Raw genomic sequence first — 15,340 nt, 5'->3', positions numbered from 1 at the left:
TTTGTTTGGCAACATCAAACCAACCAGATGCACCGCCAGCTTTCAAACCGCCCAAACACCAGATTCAGCCATAGCTCCAGTGCAAGTTGCCCTGCGCCTTAGGCAGGTCTTCGCTGCCCTGCGCGCGTCTTTCCGCTGATACTGCCGCGCTCACGCGGGGGTGATTACCGCACATCTTTCGCCGGCGCCTCAGGCCGAATACCCCCGCGCCAGCGACGACATATCGAGGCGAAATAGACCAACATGACCAATCCGCGAACCCCCGACGCCGTGGCGCGCACCGCCACGGTCAGTGCCGATATTCCCTCGCGTGGCATCGTTCTTCTGGGCACATTCGGCAGCGAAAGCGCCCCCCGGGCGCTGCTGAGGCTGCCCGGCGGCAACACAGCCACCGTCCAGATCGGCAGCCGTGTCGGACGCCAGCAGGTCGTCGCCATCGACGACAGCCGCATCGCGCTGGCGTCAAACGGGCGTGGCAACTGGGTGTCGGTGCCGGGCAGCGATTGACAAGCGCGCCGCCGCGCGGCAGATCGCAAGACATGACAGACCATATCGCCCCCGAGAAGATCGCCATCGTCACCGGAGCCTCGCGCGGCCTCGGCTTCGCCCTCGCCGAGGCGCTCGCCCCCGGCCATCATGTGGTTGCGGTGGCCCGCACCGTGGGCGGGCTCGAGGAACTCGATGACCGGATCAAGGCACGGGGCGGCAGCGCCACTCTAGCACCGATGGACATCACCAATGCCGACGCAATGGCGCAGCTTTGCCGGTCGGTGTTCGATCGCTGGGGCGGCGCGGCGCTCTGGGTGCATACGGCGATCCACGCGGCGCCGCTGGCGCCGGCAAGCCATATTGACGTCAAGGACTGGGAACGCTCGATTGCCACCAACCTGACCGCAATGGGGCACCTGATTCCCTACATGGCCCCGCTACTCGGCTCACAGGGGCGTGCGCTCTTTTTCGAAGACGACCATGCGGGCGAAAAATTCTACGCCCATTACGGGACAACCAAATCAGCCCAGATTGCGCTCTGCCGTTCCTTTGCTGCGGAAAGCCTCAAGACCGGACCCAAAGTCGATATTCTCAGCCCCCGTCCGATGCACACGGCCACCCGCCAACGCTTCTTCCCGGGTGAGGACAAGACGAAACTTGCCTCGCCCTTCGAAGAAGCCAGCCGACTGCTGGGACAGACCGGCCTTCTCTGACCAGAAAGCCCCCGCCTGTCCGCCATGCGGATGCCTCCGGCGGGGATATTTAGGGCCAGAAGAAACCCATGGAAGTGCCAGAGTGCCCGAGCTTCTTCTGGCTTGAAGTATCCCGGGGGGAGCGCGCTCCGGCGCGCGAGGGGGCAGCGCCCCCATTTCGGGGCCCACAACAAGCCCCCACGCTTGCCGATCCGCGCCACATTTCCTATTGAGACGGAAAGACAGGGGCATTCATGCGCATTCTCATTACCAACGACGACGGCATCAACGCTCCGGGCCTCGCGATCCTTGAAGCGATCGCACAGGAACTCGCCGGCCCGGATGGCGAAGTCTGGACCGTTGCCCCAGCGTTCGAGCAATCCGGCGTCGGCCATTGCATCAGCTACACCCACCCGATGATGGTGTCGGAAATGGCCCCCCGTCGTTGGGCGGCGGAGGGCAGCCCGGCCGATTGCGTTCTTGCCGGGATCCACGATGTACTCAAGGGCACGCCACCCGATCTGGTGTTGTCCGGCGTCAACCGCGGCAACAATTCGGCGGAGAACGCACTTTATTCCGGCACGCTTGGCGGTGCGATGGAGGCATCGCTTCAGGGGCTTCCCGCGATCGCTTTGTCACAATATCTCGGGCCCCGCACGCGCGGGCTCGAAAACCCGTTCGAAGCGGCGGCGGCGCATGGTGCGCGAGTGATCCGGCAGATCCTTGCGACCCCTGCTGACGACCATCCCTACAGGTTGTTCTGGAACGTCAACTTCCCGCCGGTGCCTGCCGCGGAGGTGCTTGGCACCCGGATGGTTCCCATGGGCAAGCGGATCGGCACTAGCTTTGGCACCGAGGCACAGCTTTCGCCATCGGGGCGGAGATTCCTGTGGATCCGCGGCGGCGACCAGCGCAGCCCGTCGACGCCCGGCTGTGATGCCGAGGTCAATCTTGAGGGCTACATCTCGGTCACGCCGATGCGCGCCGATCTGACCGCCCATGACATGCTCCCCGCGCTGAAAGACGTCTGGGAATGAGTTTTGACGCCGATGCCAAGATGCAGTTGCTCTACGCGTTGCGCTCTCATGGCGTGACCGAGGAGCCCGTGCTGCACGCCATGGAGCGCATCGACCGCGGCGCCTTTGTCAACAGCTACTTCCCCGAGCGGGCCTATGACGACGTGCCGTTGCCCATCCCCTGCGGGCAGACCATCTCGCAGCCATCGGTGGTGGGGCTGATGACGCAGGCGCTGAAACTGACCGGGCGCGAGAAGGTGCTCGAGATCGGCACCGGTTCGGGGTATCAGGCGGCGATCCTCAGCCAGCTGGCGCGGCGGGTCTATACGGTGGATCGCCACCGCCGCCTTGTCGCCGAAGCGCGCGAGGTGTTCGATGCGCTGGATCTTGCCAACATCACCGCTTTTACCGCCGATGGCAGTTTCGGTCTGCCCGATCAGGCGCCGTTCGACCGCATTCTTGTCACCGCCGCTGCCGAAGACCCTCCTGGCCCGCTCTTGGCGCAGTTGCGGGTCGGCGGTATCATGGTGGTGCCGGTGGGCCAGTCCGACGCCGTCCAGAGCCTGATCCGGGTCACCCGCACCGAAAACGGCTTTGAATATGACGAACTGCGCCCAGTACGGTTCGTTCCACTTGTCGAGGGTCTTGCAAAGGACAGCTAGGCTCGGCCACCATTTCAGGCGACGTCCCAGCCACAAGGGGCGCGTCGACAGATTTTGAGGGATAGTTCGAGATGACCAGGACCTGCCGCGTCTTTCACCTTTCGACGCCGCTTGCTGCCCTTGCGCTGCTTGCGGCCTGTGACCAGCCGCTCGACTACGACATGCGGGGCCGCATGGGTGGCTCTGTCGACACCAGCCAGGCCGCGCTTGCCGCGATTTCAAGTCGGCCCGAACCTGATGAGCGCGGGCTGATCTCTTATCCGAATTATCAGGTCGTCGTGGCGCGCAACGGCGACACGGTGACAGAGGTTGCCAACCGCATCGGCCTGCCCCCCGGAGAGCTGGCCCGCTATAATGGCGTCCAGCCGCAGGACGGTCTGCGCGCCGGAGAAGTCCTTGCACTGCCAAGCCGGGTGTCGTCCACCACGAACGTGGCGACGCCGCTTGCAACGCCCTCGAGCACGACCTCCCCGATGCGCTCGGCCGGATCGGTTGATATCAGCACGCTTGCCAGCACCGCCATCGACAACGCCCCCACCCCTTCTCGGACCGCCGCGACCCCCGCGCCGATTCAGGGCGGGGTCGAACCGGTGCGCCATCAGGTGAGCCGCGGCGAGACCGCCTATACCATCGCCCGGCTCTACAACGTGACGCCGCGCTCGCTGGCAGACTGGAACGGGCTGGATTCAAGCCTGTCGGTGCGCGAAGGCCAGTATCTGCTGATCCCGGTGGTCGAACAGGGCAGCCGGACGGCGACCACCACCACCACGGTACCGGGTGCAGGATCGCCGACGCCGCAGCCGCCCTCTTCGACGCGGCCGCTGCCTGATGACCAGCCCTCGATCGCTGCAAGCTCTGCCGCCGCAGCCACGGTCACGGCGCAGCCGGTGGCGGACATCGGCCAATCCAAGCCCGCACCATCGACGACGGCGATGGCAATGCCGGTGGATGGCAACATCATCCGCGACTATGCCAAGGGCAAGAACGAGGGCATCGACATTTCGGCAGCGCCGGGCACATCGGTCAAAGCCGCGGCAAGCGGAACCGTGGCGGCGATCACCACCAACACCGAGAACGTGCAGATCCTCGTGATCCGCCACCCGGACGATTTGCTGTCGATCTACACCCATATTGACAGTCTGAGCGTCGTCAAAGGCGATGCGGTCAGCCGCGGCCAGAGCATCGGCAAGGTGCGGGCGGGCGATCCCAGCTTCCTGCATTTCGAGGTTCGCAAGGGCTTTGACAGCGTCGATCCGATGGACTTCCTGCGCTGAGGCCGGGCGCAGGATTTCTCGCGTTAGAATCCTGCGCGCCCCGCCCGACCGAAGATTAGTCGGGCGGAGAATCTTCTAGAGTTGCACACCCCTGCGTCCGGCAAGATCAACGAAATACTGCCACGCCACCCGCCCAGAGCGGGCACCGCGCGTTGCCTGCCATTCGATGGCCTCTGCCCGCAGCGTCTCGTCGTCGATCTCGACGCCATGCTCATCGCAATAGCCACGGATCATCGCGAGATATTCGTCCTGCGAACAGGGGTGAAAGCCCAGCCACAGCCCGAACCGGTCGGACAGCGACACTTTTTCTTCGACCGCCTCGCTGGGGTTGATCGCGGAAGAGCGCTCGTTTTCGATCATGTCTCGCGGCATCAGGTGGCGCCGGTTCGAGGTGGCGTAGAACAGCACATTGTCGGGCCGCCCTTCGATGCCGCCATCCAGCACTGCCTTCAGGCTCTTGTAATGCTGGTCGTCATGGCTGAACGACAGGTCATCGCAGAACAGCACGAAGCGCTTGTCTGATGCCCGCAGCAGGTTCAGCAGGCGCGCCACCGAGCCAAGATCTTCGCGCTGCAATTCCACCAGCTTCAGATCATGGCCCTGATCGCGCACCTCGGCGCAGATCGCCTTGACGAGGCTGGATTTGCCCATGCCTCGCGCGCCCCAGAGCAGCGCGTTGTTTGCCGGCAGCCCGCGCGCGAATTGCGCGGTATTGGCCAGCAGCGTGTCGCGGGAGCGATCAATGCCCAGCAGCAGCGACAGCGCCACGCGGCTGATCTTGTTCACCGGTTGCAGCCGGTCCGGGTCGACCTGCCAGACAAACGCCTCGGCCTCATCGAAATCCGGGGCCCCCAGCGGCGCCGGAGCTATTCGCTCCAGCGCCTCTGCGATCCGTTTCAGGGTCTTGCTCACGTGTCGTCCTTCTTGCCGTCCGCCGCGTCGAACTCGTTCGCCGTGGCTTCCTCCTCGTCATCGAACCACAGCCCCTGGGCGCGCAGCTCTTTTTCGCGCTTCCGTTCGACCATGCGCACCAGCAGGATCGACACCTCGTAAAGCCCGTACACCACAACGAACAGAATGACCTGAGAGGTCACGTCCGGCGGGGTCACCAGCGCGGCAAGCGCAAGGATCGCCACCACCGCATATTTGCGCACCGCGCCAAGACCCACGGCCGAGACCAGCCCGGCCTTGCCCATCAGCGTCAGCAACACCGGCAGCTGGAAACACAGCCCGAAGGCGATGATGAATTTGAGCGTGATGTCGAGGCTTTCATTCACCTTGCCAAAGAAGGTGATGCGGATGCCCTCGTCGGTTTCCGGAACCACGGCGGCGCTCACCTCGGAGATGCCGGATACCCCCTCGCTCACCCGCTCGGCGGCGGAATTCACCAGATTGGCGAAGATCGACGAGACATCGGCAAAGCCCAGAAAGAACGCCATCGCCATCGGCGTGACGATGAACTGCGCAAAGCTTGCGCCAAGGATGAACATCACCGGCGAGGCAATGAGGAAGGGCAGGAAGGCGCCTTTCTCGTTCTTGTAAAGCCCCGGCGCCACAAAGCGCCACAGCTGGTAGCTGATCACCGGAAAGGCCAGCGCAAAGCCGAACACCATGGAAATCCGGAACAGCGTGAACAGGTATTCCTGCGGCGAGGTATACTGCATCGTCGGTGACGGATCACCAAGGCCGCGCAGCGTTTCCTCGATCGGGTGCAGCAGGAATTGCAGGATCGGCTCTGCCACCACGAAAGCAAGGCAGATGCCGATGATAAAGGCGATCACGGCGCGAATGAGCCGCGTGCGCAGCTCTGCGAGATGCTCGATCAGCGGTGCCGAGCTGTCCTCGATCTCATCTTGTCCCACGCTCATGCCTCACCGTCTTTCTTCAGCTCCGCTTCCAGCTCGGCGGCCTTGCTGGCGGCGTCCTCGGCGCGTTTCGCAGCGGCATCGGCCTCGCGCTTTTGCCGCTCGGCGGCGGCGCGGGCGGTGCTGGCGGCGATCTTTTTCTTTTGGGCCTCGCGCTCGGGGTCCGGAGCGGCGGGGTCCTGTTTGAGCCCTTCGGTCTTCGACGGCACCCCGACATCGGTCATCGACTTGGCGGCATCGCGCACCCCGTCCATCGCCGTGCCAATCGGGTTGGTCGCGGACTTGAAGGTCTTGGCCACGTCGCGCACGCCCGACTCGTCAGCGGCATCGTTCATCGCGCTGGTGAATTCGCGCGCCATGCCGCGGGCCTTGCCCATGAACCGTCCCGCGTTGCGGAACAGCACCGGCAGGTCCTTGGGGCCGACGACGATCAACGCCACGATGCCGATGACCATGAGCTCGGACCATCCCAGATCCAGCATGGCGGCTTACACCTTGTCCTTTTCGTCAGACGGCGTGACGTCCTGCGCCTTTTCCGCCTTTTCGTCCTCGAGCTCCTTGGAGCCGTCGTTCACGCCCTTCTTGAAAGCGGTGATGCCCTTGCCGACCTCGCCCATCAGGTTCGAGATCTTGCCGCGGCCGAACAGTACCAGCACGACGACGGCGATCAGCAGAAGGCCCGGAAGGCCGATATTGTTGAGCATGTCTTTCTCTCCTGTCGCGGGGCGCGCCTGCGGGCCCCGGTGTGAAATCATTCCCAGATGTTTAGGCCGGCGGTCAGAGGACCGGAAGGCTTGCAGCGCCGCAATGACGCTGGCGCGATCAAAATCGGCGATGTTCTTTGACATTTTTCTGTCAGGAGCGCAAAACCACCGGGCAAGGAGAGCAGATGAAGAAACCCAAGCGACTCGCCAGCCTGATGGAGCGGCTCAAGGACGGGCGGCTGCACAGCGCCGACAGCCTTGCCGCAGCGCTGAAAGTGTCGGTGCGCACGATTTACCGTGACATGGACGAGCTGACCGCCGCAGGCATCCCGATCGCGGGCACGCGGGGCCAAGGATACCGGGCGCTGGCCGCGATCACCTTGCCACCGCTGAACCTGACCGAAACGGAACTGGAGGTGCTGCATCTGGGCCTTGCCGCCGTCGGCGCCGGCGCAGCAGAGCTGCCCGAGCTGGCGCAGGCGGCGCAAAGCCTGTCGGCCAAGATCGACGCGCTTCTGCCCGAGGAAGGCCATGCGGTGCCCTTCGGCTTTGCGGGTCATCCGTGGCGCGATGCGGCGCAGGGCTTCCGCCACATGCCCGCGTTTCGCGCGGCGATCCGGGCGCGCCAGAAGCTGCGGGTGACGCTGGAGGACAGCGCGCGCCATGACATCCGGCCGCTGAAGATCGACTACTGGGGGCGAATCTGGACCTGCATCGCATGGTCGGAAACCGCTGGGGATTTCCTGTCGATCCGGCTTGATACGGTGGCGGCGCAGGTGCCGCTGCCCGGGCTGTTTGTCGATGAGCCGGGCAAGCGGCTGGACGATTACGCCGCAGCGCCGCGCCCGTAGTTGCGCTCAGAGGGGGGCCAGCCCCCCGCCTGCGGCTCCCCCCGGAGTTTATCTGGCAAGATGAAGGGCGGGCGCGGCGCTTTGGTTTTGCGGCGGTGCCGGAAATGAAAAAGAGGAGGGACGCGCCCTCCTCTTTGCTTCGCTCTATGCCAGTTGGCGGGGCTCAGTCGGTGACTGTGACCGTGACCATCTGATCGGGTTGGCCGACCACGGCGCCGTTGCCGCCGGTGCCGCGCTTGATCGCGTCGATCACATCCATGCCCGAGGTGACCTCGCCCACCACGGTGTACTGACCGTTCAGGTGGGGCGCGGGCGCGAACATGATGAAGAACTGCGAATTGGCCGAATCCGGGCTTTGCGAGCGGGCCATGCCCACCGCGCCGCGATCGAAATTCTTGTCGGAGAACTCTGCCGGAAGGTCCGGAAGGTCGGACCCGCCCATGCCCGCCATGCGCATGTCGGCGCCGATCTTGCCGTATTGCACATCGCCGGTCTGGGCCATGAAGCCTTCGATCACCCGGTGAAAGGCGACGCCGTCGTAGGCACCGGCCTTGGCCAGTTCGGTGATGCGGGCCACGTGCTGCGGCGCCACATCATCGAACAGCTCGATGTGGAAAGTGCCATTGGCCCCTTCGCCCGAGACGGTCACGTCGAGGCCAGCCGCCATGGCGGGCAGGCCCAGAACGCACAGCCCGGCGGCCAGCAGGTTACGCATCCGCCGCCACCTTGACGCTGATCATGCGGTCGGGGTTCGCGGGCGGCTCGCCGCGAGCGATGGCGTCGACATGGGCCATGCCGTCGATGACGCGGCCATAGACAGTGTATTGCCCGTTCAGGAAATCGTTGTCCTTGAAGTTGATGAAGAACTGCGAGTTCGCCGAGTTCGGGTTCTGCGAGCGCGCCGCGCCCAGCGTGCCACGGGCGTGCGGCAGTTTGGAGAACTCCGCCGGCAGGTCCGGCAGGTCGGATCCGCCCGTGCCGGCGCGGCGCAGGTTGAAGCCGTCTTCCATGTCGCCGTTTTCCACGTCGCCGGTCTGCGCCATGAAGCCGTCGATCACCCGGTGAAAGCAGACGTTGTCATAGGCGCCAGCGCGGGCCAGCTCTTTCATCCGCTCGGCGTGCTTGGGCGCCACGTCGGGCAGCAGTTCGATCACCACGGTGCCGTCCTTCAGCTCCATGAGGATGGTGTTCTCGGGGTCCTTGATCTCGGCCATGTCTATCTCCCAATGCGTCCGATGAGGTCGGGCGCAGACTTAATGCCCCGCAGGCCCTTTCACAAGCGCCGCGCAAGTCCTCCGCGCATTGACGCCGGGCGCGCGAGCGGGCAGACCTTTCGCAAAGCTAAAGACCGGAGGAGCCATCGCATGGCCTGGAAGACTCTTGACGACATGGATCTGGACGGCAAGCGCGTCCTCACGCGGGTCGACATCAACGTGCCGCTGGAAAATGGCGAGGTCACCGATGCCACCCGCGTCGAGCGGGTCGGCCCGACCATTCAGGACATCATCTCGCGCGGGGGCACGCCGATCCTGCTGGCGCATTTCGGCCGCCCCAAGGGCAAGGTCGTGCCCGAGATGTCGCTGAAGATGCTGGTGCCGACGCTGGAGGCGGTGTTCGGCTGCAAGGTGCATTTCACCACGCTGGACGGCGCCGAGGCGGCAATCGCCGCCTGCGGGCCCGGTCAGGTGGTCCTGCTGGAAAACACACGGTTCGAGCCGGGCGAGGAGAAGAACGACCCCGAGCTGGCCAAGACCTATGCCACGCTGGGCGACGTTTACTGCAACGATGCGTTTTCCGCCGCGCACCGGGCGCATAGCTCGACAGAGGCGCTGGCCCGCCTGCTGCCCTGCTGCGCGGGCCGCCTGATGCAGGCCGAGCTCGAGGCGCTGGAATCCGCGCTTGGCGATCCCAAGCGTCCGGTTCTGGCAGTGGTGGGCGGCGCCAAGGTGTCGACCAAGCTGGAACTGCTGGGCAACCTTGTGGAAAAGGTCGATATCCTGGTGATCGGCGGCGGCATGGCGAACACCTTCCTTGCGGCGCAGGGCATCGACGTCGGCAAATCCCTGTGCGAGCACGAGATGACCGAAACCGCCAAGGCCATCGCCGAAAAGGCCATGTCCACCGGCTGTGAGATCCTGCTGCCGCGGGACGTGGTGGTTGCTCGCGAATTTCGCGAAAACGCCCCGTCGGAGGTGGTGCCCGCCGAGGCCTGCCCCGCCGATGCGATGATCCTCGATGCTGGGCCCGAGACCGTGGCCCATATCGAACAGGCCATCGAGCGCGCCGAAACATTGATCTGGAACGGCCCGCTGGGCGCCTTCGAGATCGCGCCTTTTGACAAGGCGACCAACGCCGCGGCGGCCTATGCGGCGCGGGCCACGGCAAATGGCAAGCTGGTGTCGGTGGCGGGCGGCGGCGATACCGTTGCGGCGCTTAACAAGGCGGGCGCGGCGGAGGATTTCACCTATATCTCCACAGCCGGGGGCGCGTTCCTTGAATGGATGGAAGGCAAGGTGCTACCAGGCGTTGCCGCGCTTGGCTGAGCGATAGCGGTGCGGCAGCAAAGCCGCACCTGACAGGCAAAGCGAACGTCCCGGTCTTGCGGGGCGTTCCAATGAAAACCGAATCGGTGGCATTGTTCCTCTACGCACCCGTTAAAGAGGTGCACCTATTGGCAGAGCAGAGCAAACCATCATGTCCGCAAGGCGCAAACCCGCGTTTGGCGCGGTGATCTATACCGGGATCACCCTATCCCTTTCCGCCTATTTCATCTTTGCCGCCGTGCAGGGCGATTTCGGCCTGTTCCGACGCGCCGAGATCGACAGCGAGGCGGCGCAGCTGAGTGCGCAGCTCAAGGCGATCGAGGCCGAGGTGGCGCGGATGGAAAACCTGACCACGCGGCTGTCGGACGATTATCTCGACATTGACCTGCTCGACCAGCAGGCCCGCGATGTGCTTGGGATGATGCGCTCGGACGAGATCGTCGTACGTTAAGATCCCGTTGATCCGTCGCAGTTTTTTGTGACGAGACAGTCTCTGACAGGCGGAAATCCGCCTTGCGCGAGGGCAAAGAGCAAGGCTCTGCCGAGCCGTGCCGGATGCATCGCTTCGTGCACAGATGCGACTTGATCGGGGGGCGGGGTGCCCCCCATCTGTTGACCACAGGCGTAAGACAACAGGCAGCACGACAGATGCGACGCAAATCTCGATTCAGGACCATCACCGCAGTTCAGGCCGGCGCCTTGGCGCTCATGGCGATCTTTGGCGCGTTCACCGCGCAGAGCAGCCAGGCAAAGGCCTGCAAGACCGACCTGTCGGCCCCCGCCCCCGTGTCGTGCCAGATGACAACGGCCGAGAGCCGCTAGATCAGCGGCCAAGCGCCTCGTGCAGTGCTGGCAGGAAATCTTCCTGGTAAAGCGTGCCCGCCATCGGGCCGACCAGCTTGAACAGGATGGTCCCGTCTCCGCCTACGATGAAGCTTTCGGGCGGGCCGGTCACTCCCCAGTCGATCGCCGCGCGGCCCTGTGGGTCGAACGGCACGCCGATGAAGGGCGAGCGTTCCTCGGTCAGGTAACGGGTCGCGGTGCCGGTCTGGTCCTTGAAGTTCACGCCGATCACCCGCACCCCTTCGGCCTGAAGCTCCAGCAGGCGCGGGTGTTCGGCGCGGCACGGCGGGCACCACGAGGCCCAGAAGTTCACCACCGTCACCTCGCCCGAGCGCAGATCGGCATCGCTGACCGAGGCAAAGCCCTCCAGCGTCTGCTCCGGCAGCGCCGGGGCCTGACGGCCGATGAAGGTCGAGGGCAGCGTCGTCGTGTCGCCCCGCTGCATCCCCAGATAGGCCATGACCGCGAAGCCCGCGAACAGCAGCGGCGGCAGGATCATCAGCACCGAAACGCGTTTCTGGGTGGTTTCTCCGTCAGCCATGGAGCTTCAGCCTTTGCTCGATCTTCGCCAGTTCCGCTTTCACCCGCCGCGCCCGTGCCACAGAGACCCCGACCAGCGCAAACAGCAGCCCGAGGCTCAGCCCGTAGGAGGTGAGCACCGCAAAGGCATATTTTCCAAGGTCCGGTATCATGTCAGCCTTTCGCGTGTCAGCAACGCCCGTGCCCGGCGCGCGCGGATTTCGGTCTGGGTGCGCAGGAACACCAGCGCAACGAACAGCAGCACAAAGCCCGCGATGCACATCAGCGTCGGGTACCAGAACACGTCGGCGACGTTTTCTTCGGCGTCCATCGACAGCGACGCCCCCTGATGCAGCCCCTGATTCCAGAACAGCACCGCGTAACGCGACAGGATGGCGAAGACCGATCCGACAAGGCACAGGATCGAGGTCAGATCCGCCGCCGTATCGTCGTTTTCGATCGCCGACCACAGCGCCATGTAGCCAAGGTAGAACAGGAACAGCACGAGGAACGAGGTCAGCCGTGGATCCCACGCCCACCATGTGCCCCACATCGGCTGCCCCCACAGCGCCCCGGTCGCCAGCGCGATCACCGTAAAGGTCGCCCCCACCGGCGCCGCCGCCCGCGCCGCCAGCGCCGACACATGGTGGCGCCGCACGATCCAGATCAGCGAGGCAATCAGCATCATCGCCCATGCGTTGATGGCCATCATCGCGGCGGGCACGTGGATGTAGAAGATCTTGACGGTGCTGCCCTGCCGGTAATCGTCGGGGGTAAAGAAAAACCCCCAGCACAAGCCGCCGACAAGGCAGATCACCGCCGCCGCCGCGATCCACGGCAGGACAAGATCCGTCGTGCGGATGAACTTTACGGGGTTGGCGTATTCCCAGATCGACATGCGGCTGACCCTATCGCTGCTCGTGCGGGGGTTACACTTAAAAACGACGTGAGGGGCAAGCCCTTCCAAAGTCGCTGGGCAGCACCTCAGCCGGACTGGATCGCGGTGACGATCGCAAGCAGCCTTCGCTCGATCTCGCGAAAGCGGGCCAGCGGCGCGCTGTCCGGGTGCAGGCGCAGCTGCATCGAGCTTCCTTGCACGCTTAGCCTTTGATGGCAGCCGGGCAAATCCACCGTAATGAAGCTGGTTCGCCCATCAAGGATCACCCGCGCGCCGGTCGCCTCATCCAGTGCCGACTGGCTCAGGTCAGACAACCCAAGCTGCGCCAGCTCGGCCAGCAGCGCCGCAAGCGCATCGCGCGTCATCTGAGCGCTGCGGCTGCCGGATGACAGGCGCACGGTCTGGGTGCCATCCGCAGCGATGCTGAGCAGCGCGGGCGCTGTGGGCGTTTGCTCGGCGCGCACGTCGAAGACGATAACAGGCGCGTTGCCCTGCCCTATGGCGGGCAGATCGGCGCAACCGGCCTGCACCGGGCCGGCCAGTGCCAGAGAGGTGGCCACCCCTGCGGCAAGGGCGCGCAGCGCGGAGATCATGCCGCGCGACGACGCAGCGTCAGCGCGCCAACCCCGCCAAGGCCCAGCAGCAGCAGCCCCCCGCCCGCCGGAAGCGGCACCGACGCGATCGCCACCGTATCGGTGGCGACGGTGATGTAGCCGATGTCGGCGAAAGACGCGATGGTGGTGGCCGACAGGGTCGACACCCCGAACGGGCTGTCGGACTGGGTCGAGTCGGCATTGAGATAGCCGGTCATGATGTCGGTCGACACCCCGTCTTCCTGACCAAGCGCAAAGGCGGTCTCGTCCCAATGGGCATTCGCGGTGCCAGCGCCGCCATCGAGTTCGACGGGAACATAGTTTGCCTCCGTGCCGGTTTCGGCTGCGTAAGCGGCCACCCCGTAAGCGCCGGTATATTGGCCCGTACCGCTGGTATAAACGCTCTGGGTGCCTGCAAACATCTCGTATCCCGCGTAAACCGACCAGCTGTCAGTGTCCCAAAGCGAGCCGAAGCCGATCACATGCCCCATCTCGTGCACGATCACGTCGAACAGCGTGCCCGCGGATTCAAGCGCCGACAGGTCCGCCGTGTCAAATTCCATGTATCCCGAACTGGCATAGACGTAATCCTGCTCGAACCCATAGGTGTAGGTCACGGTTTGTGCCGCCGCCTGACCAAGCGTGCCGCCCTCGCCGTCGATCTCGGTGCCCGATGCGGTGATCACCAGCGATGGCAACGCAAGGTCGTAGCGATTGCCCAGCAGCATCGATTCCCAGAAATATTCGGCAGAGGCAAAGATCGATTGCTGGCTCTCGCTCAGCGTGCCCTCGTATTCGACCGTGATATCAAAGGCATTGCTGATGCTCTCGTAGGTCGCGCTGAGCGCGGCGCAGGGGCTGATCACTCCGGCCAGGCCGATGCCCATCCAGCTTACCTTGCGCCCGATGCTCTGGTTCATTTCTCATTCCTGTCTGCGTCGTCTCGGGGCATGCGATGCCGGTCGCGATGACCTCTTCTTCATCATGCCTCGTGACTAATAAGCTCTTTTTTACAAACGGCTACCAGCATAACTACCGCAGGTTTATACGCAGTACCGCTGCGCTTGCAAACGGCAACAGCGCCACCGCCCCCGCACTGATGCCTGCCAGCATCAGAAGCGGGGTCTGCATATCCATGCCTTCGGCCCCGCGGCGGGCGGCTTCGGCTCCGAAGATCAGCGTCGGCACATAAAGCGGCAGCACCAGCAGCGACAGCAGCAGCCCTCCGCGTTTGAGCCCGACAGTCAGCGCCGCCCCGAAAGTGCCGATCACCGACAGCGCCGGGGTGCCAAGCGCCAGCGACACCAGCAGCCACAGATAGCCCCGCGTGGGCAGGTTCAGCAGCACTCCCAGCAGCGGCGCGGCGGCCACCAGCGGCAGGCCGGTGGTGATCCAGTGCGCCAGCGCCTTGACGAAAGCGATGCCCTCCATCGGCAGAGGCGCAGTGGCCAGCAGATCAAGCGAGCCATCTTCGCGATCCAACGCGAATATCCGGTCGAGCGACAACAGGCAGGCCAGCAGCGCGCCGATCCACAGCACGCCCGGCGCGATCCGCGCCAGAAGCGCCGTCTGCGGCCCCACTCCCAGTGGCACCAGCACCGTCACGATCAGGAAGAACGCCAGCCCGAGGCCAAAACCGCCCCCGGCCCGCACCGCCAGCCGCAGGTCACGCAGCAGCAGGGCGATCACAGGAAGGCCTCGTCATGGGCAGCGGCGCGCGGTGCGGCCTTGAACGGTGTCACGTCCAGCGCCTGCGCTTCGGGAATGCCAAGGTCGATATGCGTCGCCATCAGCGCCGAGCCTCCGGCTTGCAAGTGCCGGCGCACCGCCGCTGCGAATAGCGCGACCGAGGCGGCATCCAGCGACACCGTCGGCTCGTCCAGCACCCAGACCGGCCGCCCGGTGACCATCAGACGCGCCAGCCCGAGCCGCCGTTTCTGCCCGGCAGACAGCGCGCCCGCCAGCCGGTCGTCGAGCCGGTCCAGATCGAAATCGCGCAAGGCGGTAGAGATGTCGGTTTCGCCAAAGACGCTGGCCCAGAAGGCAAGGTTTTCGCGCACCGTCATCATCGCCTTGAGCCCGTCGGAATGGGCGGCGTAGGCGATGCGCTCACCGGCGCCTAAAATGCTGCCGGAGTGCGGCGGCTGAAGCCCGGCAATGGTGCGCAGCAGCGTTGTCTTGCCCGACCCGTTCGGGCCGCGCAACGCCAGCGCATGGCCGGGCGCAAGTTCGAAACTCACCCCTTCCAGCACGGGAATGCCCCCGCGCGACACTGTCAGATCGCGAATATCCAGCACCATGCGCTTGGGATAGCCCGACCCGGCGCGAGGGGAAAGCGGCAATAGCGCCGCGCCCGTCCCTGCCCGACGTGCAAAAGGGTCAACAGCGCGC

Annotated in this window: 21 protein-coding genes; 8 read left to right on the top strand and 13 right to left on the bottom strand. The window is 64.9% G+C overall.

Going from position 1 to position 15,340, the window contains the following annotated elements; all coding sequences use genetic code 11:
• Nucleotides 1–243: 243 nt before the first annotated feature.
• The 5 genes from Q4543_RS18910 to Q4543_RS18890 all read left to right on the top strand — a co-directional run bounded on the left by Q4543_RS18910 (nt 244) and on the right by Q4543_RS18890 (nt 4,133).
• Nucleotides 244–507 carry an amidophosphoribosyltransferase gene (locus Q4543_RS18910; RefSeq protein ID WP_303440870.1) on the top strand — a complete coding sequence of 88 codons (264 nt, stop codon included), beginning with the start codon at nt 244–246 and terminating at the stop codon, nt 505–507.
• Nucleotides 508–539: 32 nt separating this feature from the next.
• Nucleotides 540–1,202 carry an SDR family oxidoreductase gene (locus Q4543_RS18905; RefSeq protein WP_303440868.1) on the top strand — a complete coding sequence of 221 codons (663 nt, stop codon included), beginning with the start codon at nt 540–542 and terminating at the stop codon, nt 1,200–1,202.
• Between the two features lie 233 nt (nt 1,203–1,435).
• Nucleotides 1,436–2,218, top strand: coding sequence for a 5'/3'-nucleotidase SurE (gene surE / locus Q4543_RS18900; protein ID WP_303440867.1), 783 nt, complete (start codon nt 1,436–1,438; stop codon nt 2,216–2,218).
• Nucleotides 2,215–2,859 carry a protein-L-isoaspartate(D-aspartate) O-methyltransferase gene (locus tag Q4543_RS18895; protein ID WP_303440864.1) on the top strand — a complete coding sequence of 215 codons (645 nt, stop codon included), beginning with the start codon at nt 2,215–2,217 and terminating at the stop codon, nt 2,857–2,859. Before surE ends, Q4543_RS18895 begins: the two co-directional genes overlap by 4 nt.
• 71 nt (nt 2,860–2,930) lie before the next feature.
• Nucleotides 2,931–4,133 (top strand): peptidoglycan DD-metalloendopeptidase family protein, encoded by a 1,203-nt coding sequence (locus tag Q4543_RS18890; RefSeq protein ID WP_303440862.1) that lies wholly within the window; start codon nt 2,931–2,933, stop codon nt 4,131–4,133.
• Nucleotides 4,134–4,208: 75 nt separating this feature from the next.
• Here Q4543_RS18890 and Q4543_RS18885 read toward each other — a convergent pair whose 3' ends face one another.
• Genes Q4543_RS18885 through tatA form a run of 4 tightly spaced genes read right to left on the bottom strand, consistent with a single transcriptional unit; the run spans nt 4,209 to nt 6,702 of the window.
• On the bottom strand, nt 4,209–5,045 hold the full coding sequence (locus Q4543_RS18885) for an ATP-binding protein (RefSeq protein WP_303440860.1): 837 nt from the start codon (nt 5,043–5,045) through the stop codon (nt 4,209–4,211).
• The gene (locus Q4543_RS18880) at nt 5,042–6,001 is read right to left on the bottom strand and encodes a twin-arginine translocase subunit TatC (RefSeq protein WP_303440858.1); all 960 of its coding nucleotides are present in this window, start codon (nt 5,999–6,001) and stop codon (nt 5,042–5,044) included. Before Q4543_RS18880 ends, Q4543_RS18885 begins: the two co-directional genes overlap by 4 nt.
• Entirely contained in the window at nt 5,998–6,480 is a 483-nt protein-coding gene (gene tatB / locus Q4543_RS18875) for a Sec-independent protein translocase protein TatB (protein ID WP_303440856.1), read from the bottom strand. The genes Q4543_RS18880 and tatB overlap by 4 nt, the downstream gene beginning before the upstream one ends.
• A gap of 6 nt (nt 6,481–6,486) precedes the next feature.
• The gene (gene tatA, locus Q4543_RS18870; RefSeq protein WP_216006167.1) at nt 6,487–6,702 is read right to left on the bottom strand and encodes a twin-arginine translocase TatA/TatE family subunit; all 216 of its coding nucleotides are present in this window, start codon (nt 6,700–6,702) and stop codon (nt 6,487–6,489) included.
• A 185-nt stretch (nt 6,703–6,887) separates the two neighbouring features.
• On the opposite strand from tatA, the gene Q4543_RS18865 reads away from it, so the two are divergent.
• On the top strand, nt 6,888–7,553 hold the full coding sequence (locus Q4543_RS18865; protein WP_303440853.1) for a YafY family protein: 666 nt from the start codon (nt 6,888–6,890) through the stop codon (nt 7,551–7,553).
• 163 nt (nt 7,554–7,716) lie between these two features.
• Here Q4543_RS18865 and Q4543_RS18860 read toward each other — a convergent pair whose 3' ends face one another.
• Nucleotides 7,717–8,268, bottom strand: coding sequence for a peptidylprolyl isomerase (locus Q4543_RS18860; protein ID WP_303440851.1), 552 nt, complete (start codon nt 8,266–8,268; stop codon nt 7,717–7,719).
• The gene (locus Q4543_RS18855; RefSeq protein ID WP_303440849.1) at nt 8,261–8,767 is read right to left on the bottom strand and encodes a peptidylprolyl isomerase; all 507 of its coding nucleotides are present in this window, start codon (nt 8,765–8,767) and stop codon (nt 8,261–8,263) included. The genes Q4543_RS18860 and Q4543_RS18855 overlap by 8 nt, the downstream gene beginning before the upstream one ends.
• A 150-nt stretch (nt 8,768–8,917) precedes the next feature.
• Between Q4543_RS18855 and pgk the strand changes: the two genes are divergently transcribed.
• Nucleotides 8,918–10,096 (top strand): phosphoglycerate kinase, encoded by a 1,179-nt coding sequence (pgk, locus tag Q4543_RS18850; RefSeq protein WP_303440847.1) that lies wholly within the window; start codon nt 8,918–8,920, stop codon nt 10,094–10,096.
• Nucleotides 10,097–10,247: 151 nt separating this feature from the next.
• A complete protein-coding gene (locus Q4543_RS18845; RefSeq protein ID WP_303440845.1) occupies nt 10,248–10,547 on the top strand; it encodes a septum formation initiator family protein in 300 nt (99 codons plus the stop codon).
• A 372-nt stretch (nt 10,548–10,919) separates the two neighbouring features.
• Here Q4543_RS18845 and Q4543_RS18840 read toward each other — a convergent pair whose 3' ends face one another.
• From Q4543_RS18840 to ccmA, 7 genes are all read right to left on the bottom strand, one after another.
• On the bottom strand, nt 10,920–11,480 hold the full coding sequence (locus Q4543_RS18840) for a DsbE family thiol:disulfide interchange protein (protein ID WP_303440843.1): 561 nt from the start codon (nt 11,478–11,480) through the stop codon (nt 10,920–10,922).
• Nucleotides 11,473–11,631: a heme exporter protein CcmD gene (gene ccmD / locus Q4543_RS18835; RefSeq protein ID WP_303440841.1), complete on the bottom strand. Its 159-nt coding sequence runs from the start codon at nt 11,629–11,631 to the stop codon at nt 11,473–11,475. The genes Q4543_RS18840 and ccmD overlap by 8 nt, the downstream gene beginning before the upstream one ends.
• Nucleotides 11,628–12,356: a heme ABC transporter permease gene (locus Q4543_RS18830; RefSeq protein WP_216006174.1), complete on the bottom strand. Its 729-nt coding sequence runs from the start codon at nt 12,354–12,356 to the stop codon at nt 11,628–11,630. Before Q4543_RS18830 ends, ccmD begins: the two co-directional genes overlap by 4 nt.
• An 86-nt stretch (nt 12,357–12,442) precedes the next feature.
• Complete coding sequence (locus Q4543_RS18825; RefSeq protein WP_303440839.1) at nt 12,443–12,949, bottom strand: hypothetical protein; 507 nt, start codon at nt 12,947–12,949, stop codon at nt 12,443–12,445.
• On the bottom strand, nt 12,946–13,869 hold the full coding sequence (locus tag Q4543_RS18820) for a hypothetical protein (RefSeq protein WP_303440838.1): 924 nt from the start codon (nt 13,867–13,869) through the stop codon (nt 12,946–12,948). Before Q4543_RS18820 ends, Q4543_RS18825 begins: the two co-directional genes overlap by 4 nt.
• A gap of 112 nt (nt 13,870–13,981) precedes the next feature.
• Complete coding sequence (ccmB, locus tag Q4543_RS18815; RefSeq protein WP_303440836.1) at nt 13,982–14,638, bottom strand: heme exporter protein CcmB; 657 nt, start codon at nt 14,636–14,638, stop codon at nt 13,982–13,984.
• Nucleotides 14,635–15,249, bottom strand: coding sequence for a heme ABC exporter ATP-binding protein CcmA (gene ccmA / locus Q4543_RS18810; protein WP_303440873.1), 615 nt, complete (start codon nt 15,247–15,249; stop codon nt 14,635–14,637). Before ccmA ends, ccmB begins: the two co-directional genes overlap by 4 nt.
• Nucleotides 15,250–15,340 lie beyond the last annotated feature (91 nt).

This window comes from Salipiger sp. 1_MG-2023, from assembly GCF_030547555.1.
In the GTDB taxonomy this organism is placed as follows: Bacteria; Pseudomonadota; Alphaproteobacteria; order Rhodobacterales; family Rhodobacteraceae; genus Salipiger.
The sequence above is the reverse complement of the archived record's forward strand: the minus strand, read 5'-3'. Positions and strand labels throughout refer to the sequence as shown.